Origin of the sequence: Arthrobacter tumbae (genome assembly GCF_016907495.1) — a bacterium.
Classification (GTDB): Bacteria; Actinomycetota; Actinomycetes; order Actinomycetales; family Micrococcaceae; genus Arthrobacter_D; species Arthrobacter_D tumbae.
This window is the reverse complement of the sequence record NZ_JAFBCC010000001.1, coordinates 2,568,278-2,588,312: the sequence shown is the minus strand read 5'-3', so window position 1 is coordinate 2,588,312 and position 20,035 is coordinate 2,568,278. Positions and strand designations below refer to the sequence as shown.

General features: G+C 63.8%; 20 protein-coding genes and 1 pseudogene. 9 read left to right on the top strand and 12 right to left on the bottom strand.

Going from position 1 to position 20,035, the window contains the following annotated elements; genetic code table 11:
- Positions 1 to 93: 93 nt before the first annotated feature.
- Positions 94 to 1,392: a GmrSD restriction endonuclease domain-containing protein gene (locus JOD47_RS12420; protein ID WP_204534684.1), complete on the bottom strand. Its 1,299-nt coding sequence runs from the start codon at positions 1,390 to 1,392 to the stop codon at positions 94 to 96.
- Positions 1,393 to 1,633: 241 nt separating this feature from the next.
- Between JOD47_RS12420 and JOD47_RS12415 the strand changes: the two genes are divergently transcribed.
- From JOD47_RS12415 to JOD47_RS12400, 4 genes are all read left to right on the top strand, one after another.
- Positions 1,634 to 2,071: an excalibur calcium-binding domain-containing protein gene (locus JOD47_RS12415; protein ID WP_204534682.1), complete on the top strand. Its 438-nt coding sequence runs from the start codon at positions 1,634 to 1,636 to the stop codon at positions 2,069 to 2,071.
- Positions 2,072 to 2,120: 49 nt separating this feature from the next.
- Positions 2,121 to 2,876, top strand: a complete 756-nt coding sequence (locus JOD47_RS12410) for a class F sortase (protein ID WP_204534681.1) — start codon at positions 2,121 to 2,123, stop codon at positions 2,874 to 2,876.
- A 311-nt stretch (positions 2,877 to 3,187) separates the two neighbouring features.
- Positions 3,188 to 3,838 (top strand): NADPH-dependent F420 reductase, encoded by a 651-nt coding sequence (locus JOD47_RS12405; RefSeq protein WP_204536666.1) that lies wholly within the window; start codon positions 3,188 to 3,190, stop codon positions 3,836 to 3,838.
- A gap of 43 nt (positions 3,839 to 3,881) precedes the next feature.
- The gene (locus tag JOD47_RS12400) at positions 3,882 to 4,538 is read left to right on the top strand and encodes an NAD(P)H-binding protein (protein WP_204534680.1); all 657 of its coding nucleotides are present in this window, start codon (positions 3,882 to 3,884) and stop codon (positions 4,536 to 4,538) included.
- A 17-nt stretch (positions 4,539 to 4,555) separates the two neighbouring features.
- Here JOD47_RS12400 and JOD47_RS12395 read toward each other — a convergent pair whose 3' ends face one another.
- The gene (locus tag JOD47_RS12395; protein WP_204534679.1) at positions 4,556 to 5,812 is read right to left on the bottom strand and encodes an MFS transporter; all 1,257 of its coding nucleotides are present in this window, start codon (positions 5,810 to 5,812) and stop codon (positions 4,556 to 4,558) included.
- Positions 5,813 to 5,900: 88 nt separating this feature from the next.
- Between JOD47_RS12395 and JOD47_RS12390 the strand changes: the two genes are divergently transcribed.
- From JOD47_RS12390 to JOD47_RS12375, 4 genes are all read left to right on the top strand, one after another.
- Complete coding sequence (locus JOD47_RS12390) at positions 5,901 to 6,368, top strand: hypothetical protein (protein ID WP_204534678.1); 468 nt, start codon at positions 5,901 to 5,903, stop codon at positions 6,366 to 6,368.
- Between the two features lie 10 nt (positions 6,369 to 6,378).
- Positions 6,379 to 6,633 (top strand): DUF3072 domain-containing protein, encoded by a 255-nt coding sequence (locus tag JOD47_RS12385; RefSeq protein ID WP_204534677.1) that lies wholly within the window; start codon positions 6,379 to 6,381, stop codon positions 6,631 to 6,633.
- 36 nt (positions 6,634 to 6,669) lie between these two features.
- Complete coding sequence (locus JOD47_RS12380) at positions 6,670 to 6,948, top strand: putative quinol monooxygenase (RefSeq protein WP_204534676.1); 279 nt, start codon at positions 6,670 to 6,672, stop codon at positions 6,946 to 6,948.
- A gap of 246 nt (positions 6,949 to 7,194) precedes the next feature.
- A complete protein-coding gene (locus tag JOD47_RS12375; protein WP_204534674.1) occupies positions 7,195 to 8,259 on the top strand; it encodes a TerC family protein in 1,065 nt (354 codons plus the stop codon).
- Between the two features lie 118 nt (positions 8,260 to 8,377).
- Here JOD47_RS12375 and JOD47_RS12370 read toward each other — a convergent pair whose 3' ends face one another.
- The 9 genes from JOD47_RS12370 to JOD47_RS12330 form a co-directional block, all read right to left on the bottom strand.
- Positions 8,378 to 9,124 (bottom strand): triose-phosphate isomerase family protein, encoded by a 747-nt coding sequence (locus JOD47_RS12370; RefSeq protein WP_239548093.1) that lies wholly within the window; start codon positions 9,122 to 9,124, stop codon positions 8,378 to 8,380.
- A complete protein-coding gene (locus tag JOD47_RS12365; RefSeq protein ID WP_204534672.1) occupies positions 9,117 to 10,127 on the bottom strand; it encodes a 4-hydroxythreonine-4-phosphate dehydrogenase PdxA in 1,011 nt (336 codons plus the stop codon). Before JOD47_RS12365 ends, JOD47_RS12370 begins: the two co-directional genes overlap by 8 nt.
- A gap of 5 nt (positions 10,128 to 10,132) precedes the next feature.
- Entirely contained in the window at positions 10,133 to 10,594 is a 462-nt protein-coding gene (locus tag JOD47_RS12360; RefSeq protein ID WP_204534670.1) for a ribose-5-phosphate isomerase, read from the bottom strand.
- Positions 10,591 to 12,324 carry a dihydroxyacetone kinase family protein gene (locus JOD47_RS12355; protein ID WP_204534668.1) on the bottom strand — a complete coding sequence of 578 codons (1,734 nt, stop codon included), beginning with the start codon at positions 12,322 to 12,324 and terminating at the stop codon, positions 10,591 to 10,593. The genes JOD47_RS12360 and JOD47_RS12355 overlap by 4 nt, the downstream gene beginning before the upstream one ends.
- Complete coding sequence (locus tag JOD47_RS12350; protein ID WP_204534666.1) at positions 12,321 to 13,313, bottom strand: sugar phosphate isomerase/epimerase family protein; 993 nt, start codon at positions 13,311 to 13,313, stop codon at positions 12,321 to 12,323. The genes JOD47_RS12355 and JOD47_RS12350 overlap by 4 nt, the downstream gene beginning before the upstream one ends.
- A complete protein-coding gene (locus JOD47_RS12345) occupies positions 13,306 to 14,811 on the bottom strand; it encodes a tripartite tricarboxylate transporter permease (protein ID WP_204534664.1) in 1,506 nt (501 codons plus the stop codon). The genes JOD47_RS12350 and JOD47_RS12345 overlap by 8 nt, the downstream gene beginning before the upstream one ends.
- 10 nt (positions 14,812 to 14,821) lie before the next feature.
- Complete coding sequence (locus JOD47_RS12340; RefSeq protein WP_204534662.1) at positions 14,822 to 15,373, bottom strand: tripartite tricarboxylate transporter TctB family protein; 552 nt, start codon at positions 15,371 to 15,373, stop codon at positions 14,822 to 14,824.
- Positions 15,373 to 16,347, bottom strand: a complete 975-nt coding sequence (locus JOD47_RS12335) for a tripartite tricarboxylate transporter substrate binding protein (RefSeq protein ID WP_204534660.1) — start codon at positions 16,345 to 16,347, stop codon at positions 15,373 to 15,375. The genes JOD47_RS12340 and JOD47_RS12335 overlap by 1 nt, the downstream gene beginning before the upstream one ends.
- A gap of 190 nt (positions 16,348 to 16,537) precedes the next feature.
- Positions 16,538 to 17,242 carry a GntR family transcriptional regulator gene (locus JOD47_RS12330; protein WP_204534657.1) on the bottom strand — a complete coding sequence of 235 codons (705 nt, stop codon included), beginning with the start codon at positions 17,240 to 17,242 and terminating at the stop codon, positions 16,538 to 16,540.
- 89 nt (positions 17,243 to 17,331) lie between these two features.
- Between JOD47_RS12330 and JOD47_RS12325 the strand changes: the two genes are divergently transcribed.
- The gene (locus tag JOD47_RS12325; RefSeq protein ID WP_204534655.1) at positions 17,332 to 18,516 is read left to right on the top strand and encodes an MFS transporter; all 1,185 of its coding nucleotides are present in this window, start codon (positions 17,332 to 17,334) and stop codon (positions 18,514 to 18,516) included.
- A gap of 75 nt (positions 18,517 to 18,591) precedes the next feature.
- Here JOD47_RS12325 and JOD47_RS12320 read toward each other — a convergent pair.
- A pseudogene (locus JOD47_RS12320) lies at positions 18,592 to 20,027 on the bottom strand (GH1 family beta-glucosidase).
- Positions 20,028 to 20,035: the final 8 nt, after the last annotated feature.

The window sequence follows — 20,035 nt, the reverse complement described above, 5'->3', positions numbered from 1 at the left end:
GCATGCGTTGCATCTTTTGCATGCGATGCATGCACGTTTTCGGAGACACCCACCTCTCCGACAGTTGGTACGAGCGAAACGGTCTTGCGCCGCTTATTCGCAGCCGACGCCGTCGCCATCGCGGTCCAGGTGCCCTCCATAACCGGGCTGCCCAACAAAAACCGGAGCCGCGCCGGCCGTTCGGGCAGCTGTGCAGTTGGCATAGTACACAGGGGCAGGAGCCGGTGCGGGCGCCGGTGCGGGTGCCGGTGCTGGTGCGGGAGCCGGGGCAGGTGCGGGTGCGGGTGCGGGTGTGGTCTGCTCGACAGCCGGTTCCGGCTCAGGGGTAGGTGTGGGCGAAGGCTCGTTGGTGGGCGCCATCGTGTCTGCACAATCCGACAGAACCCGCGCCATTGCGTCATGCTCGGCCTGCGTCACCCACAGGTTGTAGGTTGCCTTCACGGAGATCTGACGAGCAACGTATTCGCAGCGGTATCCGCGGTTCGGCGGAAGCCAGGTTGCAGCGTCGCCCGCGCCCTTCTGGGCGTTGGTCGGACCGTCAGTGGACTGCAGGTTCAGCGGGTCATTCGCGAAGGCAACCCGCTGTTCGTAGGTAAGTTGCTGGGCACCCTTCTGCCAGGCGTCAGCGAGCGCAACCATGTGATCGATCTGCACCTCAATGCTGGTCTCCTGCCCGCGGAGGAAGGGGATTGTGGTGCCCGTGTAGGGGTCGTCGAGGGTGCCGGACTGCACCTTGCACGGAACGGAGTTCGCGTGCACGATGTCGCGAAGGTCGCGGTTCAGCATGTCATTGCGGGTGTCGCAGCCGTTGCGGTCGACGTCGAGCCAGGCCTGACCGAACTCATCCCGGTCATAACCCGTCTTCGGTGCGCGCCCCTTGATCGGCAGCGTCTCAAGCAGCGCGAGTGCCCTGATGCCATATTCGGGCTGATCGCTCGGGGCGTTCGGGTCGCCTTCAGCAACGGCGACAGTATCCCCGTCTATCGGCGCAACATCGGGACTCGGGGTGGGTGATGGCTCCGGGGTGGGAGGTTTGGTTGGCTCCGGCGTCGGGCTCTGTGACGGGGCAACAGTGGCGGTCTCGGTTTGCTCGGCCGTGGCCGCGGGGACGGTTTCCTCCACCGAGGGCGTGATGGAACCGCCGACCAAGAGTGCAACCACGCTTGCCGCAGCGACGATGGATCCTGCCTTGCGACCAGCGAGCCGTGCCCAGGAGCCGCGCCCCGTGAGCACCGTGTAGAGCCCGGTGAGGAGCGCGAGGAGACCCGCCATGACAAGAGCTCCCCCAATTCCGCCCGAGATCAGACCGATAGCCAGAAGGAACAGACCAAACCCCGCAACGATGAGCGTCGATGCCCTTGCTTTGCTCCTGGTCCGAGTCTGTGTCTGCATCCGGTCAGGATTTTGGGCGGGAGGTAGCGACGGAAGATTCAAGAGTGCCCCAAAAGTACGAGTGAAGGTTGAAACCATGAGTGACGGTTCACTTATCGTATCGGGCGTCGAATAGCACAGCCGAGCAAATTAGTGCAGTCCTTGGATAAAAATGTGGATAACCTTGACGGTTCATAAACTGGCTGTCTAGTGTCGTGTGATCCGCGTCTCATCACTCGCGGCATCAACATGAGGGGAAATCATGAAGAAATCAAGAGCAGGACTCGCAGTAGCAGCGGCCGCCGGGTTCGTTGCCCTGTCGGCGACGCCGGCGTCGGCGGTATCTCTGCCGTTCCAGAATTGCACGGAAGCTGCTTCGGTCGGCGTCTACAACATTCCGATCGGCACTCCCGGCTACGCTCCGCGGTTGGACGCTGACAGCGACGGATTCGGTTGTGACGCAGCGGGTACGCCAGCCTACGACGCCAGCATCGTTGTCGGGTTGATGGGCACCGCGCAGCCCACACCGGTCCCCGCACCTCCGATGGGAGATCAGGTCACACAAATGCCCACAGGCGGCGCCGCCACCGGTGTCGAGGTGACGCAGACCGACAACACCGCAGCACTCGCACTCGGGGGCGGGCTTGTCCTGGCTCTGGCTGCGGGCGGAACGTACGTCGTCCGTCGTCGCGCGGCATAGAGCGAGGCGAGTCATCGAAAGCGTCGAGTGATCGGATACTTTCATATACATGACTAGCCGTTTCCGGGACCGTTGCGGGAGCCTTCTGGCTGCTGCAACGGTCCCACTGCTGCTCCTCACCGGCTGTGCTGCACCGAGCCAGTCCGACGCCGCCGGCACCCAGCCCACTTTCACGGTTGCGGCACCGTCTTCACTTCCGGCGGAAGGCCCGACGACCCCACCCGCGCCTTCCCCAACAAACTCGAAGCCGCCCGCAGAACCGGCGCCGGCACATCCCGATGGATCGGGTGCGGCCGCAGAAGAAGCATCACCCGCCGCACCCGCGCCCGTCGAGGCCACTCCACAGGTATTCGGCCGTTCGTTGCCGGTGTCTCTGTCAATGCCGTCCCACGGCGTCAAGTCAGGACTGCTGTACCTGGGGCTCCAACCGAACGGGTCTCTCGAGGTACCTCCGGGCCATCCCGGAGCGCCCGCATCGTGGTATCGGAATTCCCCCACTCCGGGCGAACCCGGACCTTCAATCTTTCTCGGACATGTGAACGCCAGTGATGGTGGGCCCGGCGTCTTCGCCTGGATCAAGCAGCTGAATCCGGGCGACACCATTGAAATCTCACGCGAGGACGGCACTGTGGCGACATTCGCCGTCGAACGCGGTGAGCAGTATTCAAAGGATGCTTTCCCAACGCAGGCCGTCTACGGAAACACCGAAGGTCCCGAGCTGCGCCTGATCACGTGTGACGGCTACGATCCCGCTACCGGCACGTTCAATGACAACTACGTCGTGTACGCGAAACTCGTTCCCTAGGTCTGACGGGCAGCTCCTCGGCAGTGCCGTGAGTCTCGCCCTGTAGCCGCCCGTAGTACGGTCGCGGAATGACCCAAGCAATAGTTGTGGGCGCCGGAGTCGCAGCTGGGACTGGGACCGCGTATCGCTGCACTGGCGACTCCACTCACGCAGCGAACAACGCCAGTCGCAGATGGAGGAGATACTCACTGTGGCGGAGGACTCCGGCCGGCCAGCCGTGTCGACCTCAGGATCAGCCAGACATTTAACGGTTTGAACCGCTAAGGGAATACCCGCCTCACAGATCGGTTGTACTCGCCATGGAAAATAACCTGACAACCATCGGCTTCATCGGCAGTGGCAACATCGGTTCGCAGCTTGCACGGCTAGCTATCCAGAACGGATACGGCGTCGTGATGAGCAACTCGCGCGGGCCGGAAACGCTGATCGACCTCATCGACGAACTGGGTGACCGCGCCCGGGCGGCAACGCCGGAAGAGGCAGCGGAAGCGGGGGACGTCGTCGTCGTAAGCGTTCCGCTCAAGGCGATTGATGCGGTGCCGGCTGCCCCGCTCAAGGGCAAGACGGTAATCGACACCAACAACTACTACCCCGAGCGGGACGGAAACATTCCGGAGCTCGACGACGAATCGACCACCACCAGCGAACTCCTTGCACAACGGCTGCCGGCCGCAAACGTGGTCAAGGCGTTCAACAATATCTATGCCGATCACCTGACCAGCAAAGCGACCGAGCCCGGCACGCCAGGCCGCCGGGCGCTGCCTATCGCTGGAGACGACGACGGCGCCAAGCAGGCAGTTGCGTCGCTGATCGACCAGTTCGGGTTCGACGTGGTCGATGCCGGTCCACTCGCTGAGGGCTGGCGGTTCCAGCGGGATACGCCGGTGTACGGGCCGGAATTCGACGCCGATCAGGTGCGCGAAGGGCTCCCCCAGGCGAAGCGCTACGCAGACATGGCGTAGCCAAGGGGCTTGGAATATTCCGGTTACAAAGAAGGTGATGCAGATGCGGGTATTCGTGATCGGCGTGACTGGGGCTATCGGGAAGCTGCTCGCTGCGAAGCTGTCGGCTCATGGCGATGAGGTAACCGGCCTCGTCCGCGAACCTGAGCAGCAGCGTTGGACCGAGTCGGAGCTAGGAATCCGAGCGGTTATCGGTGACCTCTCGACTCTGACCGTCGACGAACTTTCCGATGCGTTCGCGGGTCACGATGTCATCGTTTATAGCGCAGGCTCTAACGGAGGAAGCCGAGATGTGACCGCCGCTATCGATGGTGACGGAGTGGAGCGGGCAGCGGAAGCTGCCCGTCTGGCAAATGTGCGGCGTTTCGTGCTCGTTTCGGTGCTTCCCGAGTCGTGGCGTGAGCGCAACCTCGAGGACGACGTCGAGTTCTACTTTACTGTCAAGAAACGCGCGGAGGTATCGCTCACGCGCTCGGGCCTGGAATGGGTCATTCTCCGGCCCTCTCTCCTCACCGACGAGCCCGGCCTCGGAAGTGTGTCCATGGGCCCAGCCGAACTCCACGATGAGATCAGCCGCGATGATGTAGCCGCGACGTTGAACGAGATCGTTCACGAGCCCCGCATCCGCCGCCAGATCCTCGAACTCAACTCGGGCGACACAGCAATCCCGGAGGCTGTGCTCAATAACGTCCGCGTCTAGCTACTCGTTGCGAGCGCTCAGGCGGAGAGCGGGCGGGCGGTTCGCATCGTCGTCGCGCCGGCAACGATGAGCAGCACCAGGATGCCTGCTGACCAAGCGAGTCCGGAGTAGCCCACCATCGCCAGCACAAGTCCGGACGCCGCTCCCCCGAATGCGCCGGCAAGGTTCATGGAGAGATCAGTGCGGCCCTGGATGCGTGCGCGGGCCGCGCCGGTGACGAGGTCTGCAACCAGCGCTGAGCCGGAAACCGTGGACGCACTCCAGCCGAGGCCTAGGACAATCAAGCCGATGGTCACCATCACGGGGTCATCTTCGCCGAAGGCCACGGTGATCAGCGCAACCGCGAACAGCGCCTGGCCCATCAGGATGGTGCCCACGCGCCCAACCCGGTCGCTCAGCCAGCCGAACACCGGTGACAACGCGTACATACCGGCAATGTGGAGGCTGATGGTGAGCCCGACGATCGTGAGCGTCACGCCGTGGTTGACCAGGTGGACCGGGGTCATGGACATGACTGAAACCATGACCGCGTGGCTGGCCGCGATGGATCCGATGGCGAAGATCAGCGCTCCCCTGCCGCGGACCATACCCGGGGCGTCGTCTTTCGGGTCCGACGGCGATGCCCGGCTGATGAGGTAAGGATCCGGCCGCAGGGCGATCAGATAGACGGCCGCTGCTGCGACCTGCGCGCCGACGGCAATGAGGAATGGTCCGGTCAGGTCCGGCATCCCGAGCGTTTCAGCGACCACCTCACCAGGTCCGATCAGGTTCGGTCCGAGCACTGCTCCGACAGTGGTGAACCAGACGACCAGTGACAGGTCCCGTCCGCGGTGCTCAGGGCTGGCGACGTCGGTGGCAGCGAAGCGGGACTGCAGATTGACGGCGGTGCCGACGCCGAGCAGTGCGAACGCGAGGAGCAGCAGCGGAAACGACCCGAGGGCGGCCGCGCCGATAACGGTGAGCGATCCGGAGGCAGCGATGAACGCACCGGTGGTCAGGGCTGCCCGTCGGCCGAGCCGCTGGGCCAGGCGCGCCAGCGGGATGGCGCTGGCTGCTGCGCCGAGCGTGCTGAGGGTGGCAGCCGTGCCCGAGAGCGCTTCGGAGCCGGAAATTTCGGCGGCCATGACGGCACCGATCGAGAGGACCGATCCCATGCCGATTCCACCGAGGATCTGCGCCGCAATGAGGACCCGGACAGTGTGGCGCTGGATGGCAGGGAGGTCTGGCGCCGTCGTCGTACGGTTTCCGGCGGGAGTCCTGCTGGAGGTGGGCATGGAATCAGGGTATTCGGGTGCCGGCCGTCGGCATAGTGCGGGGCCGGGATCCGCCCAATCGGGGCGACTGCTGTATATGGTAAGCAGTATGACTATCTCAGGATCGGACGGGCCGGACAGCAACCACCAGCGGCCCGGATCGGCAACGGATCAGACGGTGGAGGCGCTCGGGAAACTCTCGGAAGCGCTTGAAGTAGTGGAACATGCGCGTGGGCTTCTTTATGGCTTCCACCGGTTGACGGGGATGGCGGACCTTGCTTTGGGTGAGGCCGTTGACCTGCTGCGGGAGGCAGGACATGAGAGTCTCGCGGAGGAAGTCAACCGCGATGTCCTGGGCCGAAACGTTATTGAGGGGCGGTGGACGTTCCAGATCGTCGAGGACTATGACGACAACTACTACGCAGAGTTCAAGGCGCTCGAGAAGCGTGCGCGCGATGAGCTTGTGGAGGGGAAGCGGCACCTGTTCGAAGCGGAGATGAAGGAAGACCGCCGGACGCATGGCCGCTCTCACCATGAGGCGCTGCCCCCGGAAGCCAGCCAGAAGAACCAACACTGAAGGAGCAATTATGTCTGATGAAACTTTGGGAAGCCCGACGCCGGAGCCGCAGGGCGGTTTCGCCCGTGACCCTGAGGAGTGGGTCACCGGAGATGAACCGATGACCGATGCCCAGCGCAGCTACCTGGATACGCTCGCCCGGGAAGCCGGCGAGGAGATTCCCGCCGACATAACCAAGGCGGAGGCCTCCGAGCACATCGACCGGCTGCAGAAGTCCAGCGGTCGGGTGTCCGGTGGGACTGATGAGGCGCAAACCGGCGGGTAGTGCCCGCCTCAACTTGAGCGGTGCAATGATGGCTTTGTGAGCAACATCTTCCTGAGCGGCCAACTCGTCTGCAGCGACCAAAACCAGGCGGCGATTGTTGCTCGGTTTCTTCCTTTGCACGTCGAGCTAACGCGCGCTGAGCAAGGCTGCCTATCCTTCGAGGTGAAGGTCACTGAGAACCCGCTGGTGTGGCAGGTTGACGAACAGTTTCAAGACGCCGCCTCATTTCGCCTGCACCAGCAGAGAGTCAGCGGGAGCGCATGGGGCAGGGCAACCGCGGATATCGCTCGACGGTACGAGGTTGAAGGTATCTAGCCCAGTACGACTTGCCCGGTCACTGATCTTCCGCCATCCCGGCAGGTTTGCTGCGAGAGATGCACCACGAGAAAAAGGACAGTCGCGCATACGTTAGGCTTTATAGATCAAGGGGAGTACTCCCGTCTGTGATCGGCCCGTCAATACGAATGCATTGAAGCATTTCGGGCCAGTCGGTTCCGGTTGTTACCGGGCGGAGGAGACCTTGGCGCCTACATCCGACGCCTACCCCTTGGAGCAACCCTCATGCAGGTCACACCCCTGATCTGGTTGATCACCATCGCCGTGACAATCATCTTCTTCGTCTACGAGTTCTTCGCCCACGTGCGTAAGCCCCATGAACCGTCCATCGCAGAATCGGCGCGATGGTCGGCGTTCTACATCGGTCTCGCGCTGCTGTTCGGTGTCGGTATTGGTGTCACTTCCGGCTGGTCGTTCGGCGGAGAGTACTTTGCCGGTTACCTCACCGAGAAGGCGCTCTCGATCGATAACCTGTTCGTCTTCCTCATTGTGATGGCCGGCTTCGCGGTACCGAAAAAGTACCAGCAGAAGGTGCTGATGATCGGGATCATTATCGCCCTCATCCTGCGTGGTGGTTTCATCGCCATCGGAGCGGCGCTGATCGAGAACTTTTCCTGGGTCTTCTACATCTTCGGTGCCCTGTTGCTCGTCCTCGCCTACAAGCAAGCGTTCACCAGCCACGAGTCCAATCCGGCTGACGGTAAGTTCATGACACTTGTGCGCCGAATCCTTCCGGTCACCGATGAGTATCACCGGGACAAGCTAACGGTGAAGCGCGGCGGGAAGCGCTTCGTGACCCCGATGCTGCTCACCATCGTCGCAATCGGCTTTGTGGACCTCATCTTCGCCGTCGATTCAATCCCGGCGATTTACGGACTGACCAACGAGGCCTACATAGTCTTCACCGCCAACGCGTTCGCGCTGATGGGATTGCGCCAGTTGTTCTTCCTCATCGGAGGACTGCTCGAGCGTCTGGTTTACCTCGCCCAGGGACTGGCTGTCATCCTCGGGTTCATAGGCGTGAAGCTCGTGTTCCACGCCCTACATGTCAACGAGCTTCCCTTCATCAACGGTGGGGAACCACTCCTTTGGGTGCCCGAGATCCCCATCTGGCTCTCATTGCTCTTCATCGCCGCCACCATCGTCGTAGCGACCATCGCGAGTCTGCTCAAGACCCGCAGCAACGACGATAAAAAGGATCGCTCCCAGGTCGAAGGGCAGCCCGTGCTCACGGCCGACGGTAACACCGTCGACGAACCCGAAAGCTCGACGACGGGGTCTGCCAAGTAGACGCCTTGGAGGCCTGTGCGCACTTTCATCAAATTCCCCACGACCCGATCCACGGCTAAGCGCTTGGATACTGACATGCAATGGCTAACGCAATCCATGGCCGACTGCTGAACGACCCTTAGCGGGCCGCCTCGGCAAGGATGAGCTCGATGTTCCGCGGGTCGTGCGCGAACCGACCAAGGAAGAGCCCGTCCACGTCAGGCTGCAGCGTCGGCAACAGCCCGGGACCGGCGCTTCCGCCGTAAATGACGGTGACGCCTTCGGGCAGCTCAGCCTTCATTCGTGCCACCACGCCCCGAACATGCTGGGCACCGGCCGGTTCAGCAGCACCAATGGCCCATACCGGCTCGTATGCGAGGATCGGCGCCGGGCCGGTTGCGCGGACGCCGGCGGTCGCCACCTGTTCGAGGCAGAACTGTGCAGCGTCCTCCACTGACGTTCGCTCGATCTCCCCGACGCACAGCAGGGGTGTGAGCCCGTTCCGTTGCGCAGCCGCCACCTTCGCGGCGGTCACGCCGTCGTCCTCGCCGAAGTGCCGCCGTCTTTCTGCATGTCCTAGCTCAACGAGCTCCACGCCCATCTCTGCGAGGAAGGCCGGACTGACCTCACCGGTCAGAGCGCCGGCGTCCCGGTCGCTGGCGTTCTGCGCTCCGACTTTCACGGGAGTGCCCCGTGTCAGCCGGAGCGCTGTCTCAAGTACCGGGAACGACGGCGCCACGAACAGTTCGACGTGTCCGTCCTGTACCGCCGGGCTCGCCTGCGCTATGCGCACCACCTCTTCGAGCCAGCTGCAGGAGGCCGCGTAGCCCAGATACATCTTGGTGCTGATGCCGATCGTGACCGGCCCGTGGGACTGCTCAGACAAGGGTCTTCGACGCCCGGAGACGCGCACCGATCGCTGCAGCGAGCTCAAACGCGTGCTCGGTGGCACCGAGGTTTGCGATGTTCTGGCCCACGATGTCGAAAGCGGTGCCGTGCGCCGGCGTCGCGATCACAATGGGCAAGCCGCCCTGGATAGTGACACCGCGGTCGAAACCGATGAGCTTCATCGCGATCTGGCCCTGGTCGTGGTACATCGTGACGACGCCGTCGAAGTCGCCTCGTTTGGCGGCCAGGAATACGGTGTCGGAGGGGAAGGGGCCTTGCGCATTGATGCCGTCGGCTACGGCGTCGGCGATTCCGGGAGCGATCTGGTCGATCTCCTCACGCCCGAAGTTACCGTTCTCCCCGGCGTGCGGATTCAGCGCACAGACGGCAACGCGCGGTGACTCCAACCCGGAATCGGACAACACGCCGTGCAGCAGGCGGATGGCGGCGGTGACGTTCTCCGGCCTGATGCGCTCGGCTACCTCGCTGATCGGGATGTGCGAGGTGACGCGGGCGGTCCACAGTCCAGGAAGTACGTTGAGCTCGCTGGTGGTGCCCGTGTAGTTGAGCTCCTTGGCGAACCAGCGCAGCTCGTCTTCCTCGTTCATTCCGCCCAGCTTCAGGCTGGTCTTGTTTAGCGGGGTGAAGAGGATGGCCTCCACCTTGCCCTCATTCGCCAGTGCGACGGCGCGGCGCAGCTGGTGCATGGTGCGCTCCCCTGCCGCCTTCGATACCTCGCGGACGACGATGGGCTCGGAAGGTGCGGAGTTGTCGTCGAGCAGTACAGCGAACCCGGGAACTGGCTCATCGGCAAGGGGAACCGTGACGCCGGCCGCTGCGGCTGCCGCCTCAACCTCCGCACGGTCTGCGAGCACGTAAACCTCGGCAACCTGCGTGGTCTCCGGCTTGGCGAGCAGCTTGACGGCCAGTTCGGGACCGACGCCGGCAGGATCGCCCAGAGTCAGAGCGATACGAGGCCTGTGTTCAACTTCTGCAGTCATGGTGATCAGTCTTTCTCGTAGGAGCAGATAGCGTCGACTTTTCCGGCGGATGCCGACTCGGGATCAAAGGTGTAGCCGACCCATTCCCGGGCCAGCCTGCGGGCGAGTTCGAGGCCGATGACTCGTTGGCCCATGGTCAGGATCTGCGCGTTGTTGCTGAGCACCAGCCGCTCGACGGAGAAGCTGTCGTGGGCGGTGCCGGCGCGCACCCCCTTGACCTTGTTCGCGGCGATGGCCACGCCGAGACCGGTGCCGCAGATCAGCAGGGCGCGGTCAGCGTCGCCGGCCTGGATCTTGCGGGCGGCGTCAACGGCGATGTGCGGGTAGTCGGTGTTCTCGGTGCCGGTGATACCGACATCGATCACCTGGGCCACTCGGTCGTCCGCCTCCAGGTCCGCTTTGAGGGCGTCCTTGTATTCGAGGCCGGCGCTGTCGCATCCGACGACGATCCGTAGTTTCTCGCTCATGAGAGTGCGTTTTCCTTCCGTGACTGGGATGTCCAGGCGTTTCCGAGGGTGTTTGCCACCATCGCGAGGGACACGGCGCCGGCGTCAGGGTGGCCGACGCTCTTTTCGGCGAGCGGGCGTGCCCTTCCTACCTGCGGGCGCAGGGTCGCGGTTTCGGCTGCCGCTCCTTCGGCCCGGGTGGCAGCTGCGGTCCAGGCGTCGCCGAGGTTTTTCCCGGCGTCGACCCCGTTGCGGAGGGTCTCCGCGAACGGGATCAGGGCGTCGAGCATTGTCTTGTCACCCAGCTGTGCCTTCCCGAGGGAAACCATCGCCTCCAGGCCTGCGTCCACCGCGGCTGTGACGGACTGGGGGGTCAGGGACTCCGCGTCCTGCAGCACCCGGCCGACCGCGGTGATCGCTGCGCCCCACAGGGCGCCGGACGTGCCGCCGGCCTTCTCGGCCCACGCGGCACCGGCTTCGCGGAGCAACCTGCCGACACCGTGACCGGCGTCGCGCGACGATTCTGCCGCCGCCGCTGCGCCCTCGGCACCGCGTGCCATGCCGATGCCGTGGTCACCGTCACCGGCGATCGCGTCCAGCCGTCCGAGATCATGCTCCGCGTCGGTGAGCATGGCGCTGACCAGCGAGAGCAGCCGGGCCGCCTCCGGAGCCGTTGCGTGCTGCCACTGGCCTTCGTCCGCGAAGAGCTCATCCTCATCAAGGTTCGCCACGTCGTCGGTATCGAGGTCCGCGGTGATGGCGCCCTTCCGGTACGCCGGTGTGTTGGCCGGTGCTGCCCACCAGCGCTCAAGTTCATCGTCCAGCCAGAAGAGGGTCAGCGACAGGCCGGACATGTCCAGGCTCGTCACCAGCTCTCCGCACTCGGGTTCGACGACGGTGAGTCCCTCGCGCTCCAGGAGGCCATGGACCTTTCCGAAGAGGACGAACAGTTCTTCGTATTTGACCGTCCCCAGACCGTTGAGGATGATGCTCAGCCGGGTGCCGGCGTCGTCGGGCTTGTCCGCCAGGAGGCGGGTCACCAGCGTTTCGGCGAGTTCGTCCGCCGTCGGAAGCGGTGCCTCGGAGATTCCCGGTTCACCGTGGATTCCCAGGCCGATGGACATGACACCCTCGGGCACCGTGAACAGCGGCTCGTCCGCACCGGGCAGTGTGCACCCCGCGAACGCGACGCCCAGCGACCGGGTCCGGGCGTTAGCGCGCTGGGCTAGCTCCTCGACCTCATCGAGGCTGAGCCCGGCTTCGGCTGCAGCGCCTGCAACCTTGAAGACTGTCAGGTCACCTGCGATACCGCGCCGTTTGGTGATTTCCTCCGGTGAGCCGCTGGCGATGTCATCGGTGACGACGACGGTGCGTACGTCGATTCCCTCCGAGCGGAGCTGCTCCTGGGCGAGTCCGAAATGCAGCACGTCGCCGGCGTAGTTGCCGTAGCTGAGCAGGACGCCCCCGCCGCGGTGCGTGGCGCGGGCAATCCGGCGGATCTGCGAGGCGGACGGGGAGGCGAAAATGTTTCCGCATGCCGAGCCGCTTGCCAGCCCCGGGCCCACCAGTCCGGCAAATGCGGGGTAGTGTCCGGACCCGCCGCCGACAACCAGCGACACCTGTCCGTCCTTCATCGCGGTTGCGCGGACCACTCCACCGTCGACCCTGCGCACGTACTGCCGGTTGGCGGCGGCGAAGCCGGTCAGCACGTCCTCTGCGAAGGTTGCTGCGTCTGAACGTAGCGCGGTCATGATGCGATCTCCTGTTTGGTGCGTGCGGTAACAGCTGTTCGGGACTCAGTGCGCACCTCGGGGAGCAGGCTCTGGAGGTAGCGCCTGTTGCCGGCGCTTATGCCGAGTCCGTCACCGCCGTAGTGTTCGCAGCAGAAGACGCCGTTGAAGCCGAGTGACAGTGCCTCGCGGATCGCGGTGCGGTAGTTGATGAACCCAAGTTCCAGCGGAGCGGGGGCCGAGGTGACCAGGCCGGTCTCGGGGTTTTCGTCGCGGAAGTAGTTCTTCACCTGCCAGTAATTGGTGTACGGCAGGGTTTTGCGCAGCATGTCCTGCCAGTCCTCGATCGGCCGGTGCAGCCTCACGAGGTTTCCGATGTCCGGGTTCAGGCCGACGTTGTCCAATCCGATGTCCTCGATCAGATTGACCGCGCTGTCGGCTGTTCCGAGGAACGTATCCTCGTACAGTTCCAGCGAGACCACCATTTCGTACTCCGCGGCGTGCCGTCCGATCTCCCGGAAGCGCTCGACTGCAAGGTTCCACGCCTCGCGGTCATCCAGCGGATCCGTTGCGCCCTTCGCCGTCCAGAACCAGAGCCGCTTTCGCTGCTCCTCAGTGAGGGCCTGGTGCAGCCCCAGCGACAGCGTGCTGGTTCCAAGTGCGGCGGCGGCCTCAATGCTCCGGTGCACGTACTCCAGATTGGTGGCTCCGGACTGCGGATCGATGACACTGGTCCGCACGATGGACAGGGCAGGCGCGCTGAGGCCGGCTTCGGTGAGCGTGTCGCGGAACTCGGTCAGTCGTCCTGTGCTGAGGTTCGCGGGCTTGAGCCAGCTATCGGTGAGGTCCACGCAGTCGAATCCGACGTCGCGTACCTGGAGCAGCGTGTCCAGCCAGTTGTCCGCGGATGCGTCCTGAACGGAGGTGCCGTCGGCAAGGGTGCCGGGGAACTGAAGCAGCGCGGCTGCGATCGGCCAGTCCGAGCGCGTGTAGCGGTTACTTTCATACATGGGTGAGCCCTTTGCTCTTGTTGCCCTGCGTACGCCGCAGCTTGCCGATCACGGTGGGACCGACGGCGAGCAGCAGCGCCAGGATGAGGATGGTGACGGAGATCGGGCTCTGGAAGAGAATGCCGAAGTTGCCCTGGCCGAGGGCGGAGGTCTGTACGAGCGACTTCTCGAACAGCGGACCAAGCACGAGGCCCAGTACCAGCGGTGCGATCGGCAGGTCCAGTTCCTTCATGAAGAATCCGACGATCCCGAAGATCACCACGAGCCACACGCTGAACATGTTGTTGCTCACCGAGTAGGCGCCGATGAGGCTGGTCAGAACGATGATCGGGTACAGGTAGGCGTACGGGATGCGCAGCATCTGTGCGAAAACCGGGGCCAGCGGCAGGTTCAGGACCAGCAGCATGACGTTTCCGATGAAGAAGGAGACCAGGAGGCCCCAGACCAGCGTGGGCTGCTGTTCGAAGAGCAGCGGCCCCGGCTGGAGACCATAGATCGTGAACGCTCCGAGCAGGACGGCGGTGGTGCCGCCGCCGGGAATGCCGAGGGCAAGCGTGGGCACGAAGTTGGCGTTGGCGGCAGCGTTATTCGCGCTCTCGGGAGAGGCGACACCTTCAATCGCGCCCTTGCCGAAATTGTCCTTGTTCTTCGATACGCGCTTTTCGATGCCGTAGGACATGAAGGAGGCCAGCGTTGACCCTGCGCCAGGCAGGCACCCGAGCAGGAACCCGATGAAGCTGCCACGGATGATCGACGGACCGGATTTGAACAGCTCCTTGCGACTGATGACCATGTCCTTGAACCGGGCCTTGATGGGCGCGGCTGCTCCGACGCGGATCTGGTGCAGCACCTCGCCGAGCGCGAACAGCCCGATCATCACCTCTACGAAGGGAATCCCGCCGAGCAGGTTGACGTTGCCGAAGGTGAAGCGGGCGTCGCTGAAGCCGGACGCTACGCCGACCGTCGAGATCAAGAGGCCTGCGGCAGCCATCATCAGGCCCTTCCGCATGGAGCCGCCGGCAAAACTGACCACTGTGACGAGGCCGAGGATGATGATCGCGAGGTTCTCGACAGGACCGAAGTTGAGCGCAAATTTGGCAAACGGCGGAGCAAGGGCCATCAGCAGGGCCAGCGAAATGATCGCCGCTATGAAGGAGCCGATTGCGGCGATTGCAAGCGCTGCGCCAGCCCGCCCGTTGCGGGCCATCTGATAGCCGTCGAGCGTTGTGACAACGCTCGCGGCTTCACCCGGCGTCGATATAAGGACGGAGGTGATGGTACCGCCATACTGCGCCCCGTAATAGATACCCGCCAGCATGATCAGCGCCGTCACCGGCTCCATTCCGAGCGTGAGCGGGATGAGGATGGCCACGCCGGTGGTGGAGCCGAGGCCGGGCATGAGCCCGATCACGGTGCCGACAAGGACACCCACAAAGCACCAGAGGAGGTTTTCGAAAGTGAGGGCTGTTGAGAAGCCCAGCATGAGGTTTTCCCACATAGCGTTCCTCCTAGATTCCGAGGATGCCGGTTGGGAGCGGCACGCGCAGGAACAAGACGAAGATCCCGTACGCCGCAGCCAGGGCTATGGCGCTCACGAGGATGGATGGCAGAAGGCGTCGCCGCTCAACGACCACCGCGATGACGATCAGCATGAGGGCGAAGGCGACGATGAACCCAAGAACCGGAACCAGCAGGACGGTGGCCAGCATGATCCCGATGACCATGAGCAGCATGCGGTCGCGTTGCTTGGATGAGCGGCCGTAGATGTCGAGGTCGCTCTCACGCTCTGGGGCCGGCTCAAGGGTGTCGACCGCCTCAACCTGTGCGGTCTCCAGGAGTGTGGATTCCTTCTCCGAGGTCCGGAAGGAGCCGACGACGTCGAGCAGTGCGAAGAGGGCCATGGCACCTCCAACGAGGACGGGCAGGAAGCCCGCGGCGATCCGCCCGTCCTCGATGAAGCCGTAGCCGAAGCCGCCGATGACGGCGGCGATGCCGATAACTGCAATGATCAGGCTCGCCACCGCCTTGCGGAGGTTGGCGCCGGTAATGGAGCGTGTCATTACTCGCCCAGCACAGCCGTCAGGTCGGCGTTGTTGCCCTCAAGATAGGCAACGAACTCATCACCGTAGGAGGCGTTGGCCTGCATGAGGTTTTCCTCGATGTAGGTGGTGTACGCCTCGGACTTCTCGAACTCCTTGGCAGCGTCGATCCAGTACTGCTTGGCTTCTTCGGAGATTCCGCCGGGTGCAATGAAGCCGCGGAACTGGGCGAACGCTACATCGATGCCCTGCTCGGCAGCAGTCTCGATGTCGGCGAGCGCCTCGTACTCGTAGCGCTCCTCGGCAACTGCGCACAGCGGCTTCAAGGAGCCGGCCTCAAGCTGGCCGAGCACCTCGCCGGGGTTGACCGAAATGACGTCGACCTGCCCGCCGAGAAGCCCGGCAACAACTTCACTGCCGGATTCGAACGGAACGCGGTCGAACTCCACGCCGGCTTCCTGCTCAATGAGCGTGAAGACAATTTCGTCGAGGCTTGTTGAGCCGGAGACTGCGGCGACCACGCGGTCATTCTTGGCTGCGTCCACGAGGTCGGCGCAGGTTTCGAACGGTGAATCCGGAGCAGCCGTGACGATCGTGTAGTCATCACCAAGCTTCATGATGGGGGTGAAGCTCTCGTAGGTGAACTCGACGTCCTGGGTGATCGGAAGGGCAAGCATCGCGGTCTCGGTCGCCAGCAGGTGGTTGCCGTTGCCCTCCTCAGCGAGGAACTGTGAGTACCCAACTGCACCGGAGCCGCCTTCGCGGTTGACGGTATTGATGTTGACGCCGGTGATTCCTTCCAGGCCGCCTGCGATTGCGCGGCCGGAGAGGTCGCTTCCGCCACCGGCTCCAAATGGAACCGTCATGGTGACGTCGCCCGACGGCTCGAAACTGCCGTCTGCGGATTCGCCGGCCTCGCTGGCTGAGCCACAGGCGGAAAGCGCAAGCGCTCCGGTAGCGAGAAGGCCCGTGAACTGGAGCTTCCTGTTGAACATCCGTTATCTCCCTTGATAAATGTGCGCCTCGGACGGCGTGTGAATCGTTCCGTTTAGCGTGGAGCCGAATCGTAGATAAAAAATCCTATTGGATCTACGAAGAGTGTGACATAAGAAACATTTGAGTGCAACGGATAGCCGCTCATGACGACATCCAGCACTTTGCGTGCGTTGGGTGTGCGCCGGGCTGTTAGCTTTCTTCAGCGAGGGCACGCCGTTCGGCGCCGTGAATGTGGCGCCGCATCGCCTCAGCTGCGGCGTCGCGGTTACCCTGCTCGAACGCTCCAAGGACCTCGGCATGCTCAGCTATGGCCAGGCTCATGTCGTCTGACCCATGGCGCGCAGACTGCCTCAACCTATGCGTGTGGGTGCTAGCCATCTGGGCCATCTGCTGAAGGAAGCGATTCCCACAATGGCGCAGGATGGTCTCGTGAAAGTTCCAGTCCGCTTCGAAATAGCGGCGATACTCCCCCAGCTTGGATTGGTGATCGGCGTTACGGAAGCCTTCCGCAGCACTTTTGTGCCGCTCATGCGCCTCTCGAAGTTCTGCGACAAGCTCACCGTCGGCCGATGCGGCCCGGCTGGCCGCAGCAACCTCGACCACGAGGCGAGCATCGAAGAGTTCTTTCATCTGCTCAACATTGAGCGGCGGCGCCACACGGTACCCCTTCAGTGCGGCACGGTTCACCAAGCCAGTGTGCTCCAGTTGCACCAGCGCTTCGCGAATGGGTGTGGGGGAGACTTCCAACTGCCGCGACAGGGAGTCGATCCCGAGCGGGGCACCCGGCTCAAATTCACCGGCCAACAGCATTTCCAGGAGAATGTCATATACCCCATCCCGGAGTGCCCTACGCGATAACGGCGATGGTGATGAGAAACTGCCCTGTGCCTTCATAGAGGTAGTCTACCCGAGCGTGACAAGATCCTACATCATGTAGGATCTTGTTCCATGGCGATTTCAGCGGTGCACACTCGCGGACAGCCATGAATAGCAGTCGTCCTGGGCGGCGCGCTACGGGCATCGCTGCCCTCACAACCGTTGTCGCTGTCCTCCCCGCCTTCCTGGTCGGGGGGCTGGCCGTCCAGCTCGAAGGCGACCTCGGAATGAGTGCCGCAGCACTCGGAATCTGCGTTGCGTCCTTCTGGGGAATGTCGGCATTACTCTCCGCGCCGGCGGGATTCGTGGCGACATCTTTGGGCTTTCGTAACGGCATGCTTATTACTGTCGGGCTTGGATTGACAGCCATGCTCGGCATCGCGGCATTCACCCCCCATTGGCCGCTTCTCATCCTTTGGCTTAGCATTGCCGGCGCTGCGAACGCGCTCAGCCACCCGCTCTCCAACGGGCTGATCGTCAGCCAGGTGGGAACTCACAACAGGGCGTTCGCCTTCGGACTGAAGCAGGCGGCCATCCCGAGCGCGACGCTAGCCGCTGGAGTCTCAGTACCACTCTTCGCGCTGACCATCGGGTGGCAGTGGACCTTCGTTGCTACAGCGCTGCTCGCCGCAGCGATGGTCCCGGTACTTCTTCGGGTTTTGCCGCGCAAGGCGCCATCGACGCCCAAAGCAGCTCGCACACCCCGTAAACCGCTACCCAAACGCCTTCGACCATTCCTCCTCGCCACCGCCGTCGCCGGAGCGCTGGGCTCCGGTCAGGCGAACGTCGTCGGCGCTTTCACGGTCGCATCGGCCGTCGAAACCGGTTTCAACCCCGCCGCCGCCGGGCTACTCCTCGGTGCCGCGAGTGCAGCGGGAGTGCTGGCCCGCCCCCTCGTCGGGATGCTCGCCGATCGCGGCATCGGCGGTTCCATGGCCACCGTCGCCATGATGATTGGAGGGGGCTGTCTTGGGCTTGTCGGCATGGCATCCGGGCACCCGGTTGCATACGGGGTTGGCGCCGGCGTCGCCTTTGGCCTGGGATGGGGCTGGAACGGGCTGGTGCACTATGTGGTCTCCCACACCGCGCACCCCTTCACGGCCCAGGCCACCGGCGTTATACAGACCGGAACCTACGTCGGCGGCACGGTGGCACCCCTGGTCTTCGGACTTCTCTTCGCAACTTACGACGACAGCATCGGATGGAGTATCGCAGCCGTTGTCGCGGCGGCCGGCGCAATCGCAGCAGCGGTCGCCTTCAGACTGGAGCGAGGGCTGCGAGCCGGACCATAGACGAAGCAGTAACGCTCGCCTGATATCCCGAGCCGCGCGTCCAGGTTCGCCGGAACCTGCCCTCTTCTTCGTGGATCAGCCCACCGGCGGGATACGTCGCTCCCGGATCAGCTGCGCGTACCACTGCGAACTGTCTTTCGGCGTCCGCTCAAGCGTGTCGTAGTCAACGTGCACAATCCCGAACCGCTTGGAGTAGCCGTAGCCCCACTCGAAGTTGTCCATCAGTGACCACACCTGGTAACCGCGCAGATCCACGCCGCGGGCGATGGCCCGGTGGGCGGCGGTGAAGTGGCGGCGCAGGTAGTCGGTACGGTCGACGTCGTGAATCCGCCTGGCTCCGTCGGCATCCACTTCCACCGTGTCCGGGAAAGCGGCACCGTTCTCGGTGATCATCAGCGGCAGCTCCGGGAACTGTTCGTGGAGTGAGACGAGCAAGTCTTCAAGCCCGGAAGGGTCGATGTTCCAGCCCATCTCGGTGTACGGTCCGGGCTGCTGAAGAAACTCCACATTCTCCGCGCCCGGCCAGGCCGTTCCGGTGGCGGCACCATGGCCGTCGGAGGATTCCTTCTGGCCCTCGCCGTTCCACATCCGCACCCGGTTGGTCGAGTAGTAATTGACTCCGAGGACGTCCAGCGGCTGTTGGATGAGTTCAAGGTCCCCGTCCTGAATGAAGGACCAGTCGGTGATCGCCTCCGTGTCCTTAAGAACATCCTCGGGGTAAGTGCCGTTCAGCACCGGGTCGAGGAAGAGCCGGTTCGCCAGGCCGTCCACGCGGCGCACAGCCTCGGGGCCGGTTTCGCCGTCCGGATGAAACACGTGCAGATTGAGGGTAATGGCGAAGTCGGGGTTATTGGTCACCACCTCGCGGAGTGCCGAGACGGCCAGACCGTGGGCCAGGTTGAGGTGGTGCACGGCGGCAAGCGCTGCGGCGGGTTCGGTGCGACCCGTGCGTGGGCGCCGGAGCCGTAGCCGAGGTAGGCGCTGCACCACGGCTCATTCAGGGTGGTCCACAGGGCCACCCTGTCGCCGAGCCGTTCGCCCACGATGCGGGCGTAGTCGCCGAAAGCGAGCGCCGTCGCGCGGTTGGTCCAGCCACCGTCGTCCTCGAGTGCCTGCGGCAGGTCCCAGTGGTAGAGCGTGACGATGGGCTTGATGTTGCGGGCCAGCAGGCCGTCCACCAGCCGCTCGTAGAAGGCGAGACCGGCCTCGTTGGCGGGGCCGCGGCCGGTGGGCTGGATCCGCGGCCAGGCGATGGAGAAGCGGTAGGACTCCAGGCCGAGGTCCTGCATGAGGTCGAGGTCCTCGTCCAACCGGTTGTAGTGGTCGCAGGCGACGTCACCCGTGTCACCATTCCAGACCTTGCCCTCGGTGTGACTGAAGGTGTCCCAGATGGAGGAGCCGCGGCCGTCGGCGTCGTGCGCGCCTTCGATCTGGTAGGACGCGGTAGCTGAACCAAAGACGAACCCGGGCGGAAATTCGAGGCCGGTGTCGCGGTAGTCGGGATCTCCCATGGTGTGGG